Raw genomic sequence first — 2,295 nt, 5'->3', positions numbered from 1 at the left:
TCCAATGGATCCGGGCCTTCGTCATGTCGTGGTGTCCTCGGAGAATGGGCGTGAAGTGCGGTTTGCGGGGCACCAGTTGCCCGGGGTCGTGTTTGACTTGTCTCTCTGTGGGCATGTCGACAAAACGCTGAAGTGACCTCACTGTCCGCGATATACCAGGTGTACGCGGGTTACAGGTGGTGCGACGATGGTATTTATGGGGGACAGGGCAACTCTGTTGGAGACAGGGCGGTTTGTGCAACGGCGGACACCGGGCCCGGAGCGGGCGCCGGTCGCGGCGTCGTCCGCGGTGACCGACGGGGCGGCGGGGGCCGCCGAGCAGGCCGTGACCAGCGACGACTTCACCACCGGGGCCACCGAGACGACGGGGGGCACGGTCACGCCAGTCAGCCCAGGAGACGCGGACACCGCCGCCGGGTCCTCTTACACGGCCGGGGTGGCCGACGCCGGGGACATCGCCGACGCGATCGGCGCCTCGGGGAGCGCCGAGACCACCGAGGAAGAGGAACGCCACCGGCGTGCCGCCGACGCGGGCGACACCGCCGCGATGAGCGTCGTCGGCGCGCTGCTGCTGCGCCGGGGAGAACTCGACGACGCCGAACCCTATCTGCGCGGGGCCACCGCCGACGGCGACCGGGCCGCCGCCAACAACCTCGGCGTCCTGCTGCACCAGCGCGGATACCCGGACGAGGCGGCCGGCTGGTGGCGCATCGCGGCAGTCGCGGGCTCCGCGTCCGCCGCGCACGCGCTCGGCCGGCACCTGCGCGAGCGGGGCGACGAGCCGGGTGCCGAGTACTGGCTGCGCCAGTCCGCCGAACAGGGCCACGCGCTGGGCGCCTACGCCCTCGCGGACCTGCTGGAGCACCGCAGCGACGTCGGCGCCGAGCGCTGGCTGCGTGCCGCCGCCGAGCAGGGCCACCGGGAGGCCGCGTACCGCCTCGCCAGGACCATCGAGCGCAACGCCGTCGAGGACCCGCACCAGGCCTTCGGGCTCGGGCGGCTGCCCGTCGAGGCCGTGGAGCCCGCTCCCGGACCCGCCCGCGCCACCGGCGACGGCCCGGTCGCGGGCCCCGCCGAGGGCCGCGTCGGCGAAGCCGAGCAGTGGTACCGGCAGGCGGCGGCCCGGGGCCACCGCCGTGCCGCGCTGCACCTCGGCGCCATACTGGAGCGGCGTGGCGAGCTCAAGGAGGCCGGGCGCTGGTACCTCACCTCCGCGCGGGCCGGCGAGGCGCGCGCGGCCTGCGCCCTCGCCTTCCTGCTGCGGGACGTCGGCGACGTGGAGAGCGCCGCCGTGTGGTGGCTCCGGGCCGCCCAGGAGGGCGACGGCAACGCCGCCAACGCGCTCGGCGCCCTGCACGCCGACCGGGGCGAGCCGCAGACCGCCGAGCGGTGGTACCGGGCCGCCCTGGACGCGGGCGACGTGAACGGCGCGTACAACCTCGGGCTGCTCTGCGCCGCCCAGGACCGCACCCCGCAAGCCGAGCAGTGGTACCGCCGGGCCGCCTACGCGGGCCACCGTGAGGCGTCCAACGCGCTCGCCGTGCTGCTCCTGCAGGCCGGCGACGCGACGGGTGCCGAGCCCTGGTTCTCCAAGGCGGCCGAGGCGGGCAGCGTGGACGCCGCCTTCAATCTCGGCATCCTGCACACCGGCAGGGACGAGGAACTCGCGGCGCTGGGCTGGTACAAGCGCGCGGCATCCGCCGGTCACACCGACGCGGCGCTCCAGGTCGCCATGGCGCTGCTCCGCCAGGGCGAGGACCAGGAGGCCGAACGCCATCTGCGCACCGCCGCGGGCGGGGGCAGCGCCGAAGCCGCGTTCCGGCTGGCCGGAGTGCTCGACGCGCGCCGCCCGCCGCGCGCGACGCCGGTCCTCGGCGAGCCGATGCCGGAGAAGACGGAGTGCGAGGAGTGGTACGAGCGCGCCGCCGAGCAGGGGCACCGCCGCGCCCAGGTCAGGGTCGGCATGCTCTGCTCCGCGCGAGGGGACGTGGAGAGCGCGGCGCGCTGGTACCGCGAGGCCGCCGAGGCGGGAAGTCGCAACGGCGCCTTCAACCTCGGGCTGCTGCTGGCCCGCGAGGGCAGTGAGCGCGAGGCGGCTCTGTGGTGGAGCCGCGCCGCCAACGACGGCCACGGCCGGGCGGCGCTCCGGCTCGCGCTGCTCGCCGCCCGTCGGGGCGAACTCACCGAGGGGCAGCGCTGGTGCGCCCGCGCGGTCGAGCTGGGCCCCGCCGAGGTCGCCGAGCGCGCCGCCCGCCTCCAAGAGGCGCTGCACCAGGAGCTCACGGCGTGAGCGGG

General features: G+C 75.8%; 1 protein-coding gene. It reads left to right on the top strand.

Going from position 1 to position 2,295, the window contains the following annotated elements:
- The first annotated feature begins 187 nt into the window (after nucleotides 1–187).
- Complete coding sequence (locus ACFWEP_RS34155) at nucleotides 188–2,290, top strand: sel1 repeat family protein (protein ID WP_387376126.1); 2,103 nt, start codon at nucleotides 188–190, stop codon at nucleotides 2,288–2,290.
- Nucleotides 2,291–2,295: the final 5 nt, after the last annotated feature.

The sequence above is a fragment of the Streptomyces sp. NPDC060198 genome, assembly GCF_042728415.1.
Taxonomy (GTDB): Bacteria; Actinomycetota; Actinomycetes; order Streptomycetales; family Streptomycetaceae; genus Streptomyces.
The sequence above is the reverse complement of the archived record's forward strand: the minus strand, read 5'-3'. Positions and strand labels throughout refer to the sequence as shown.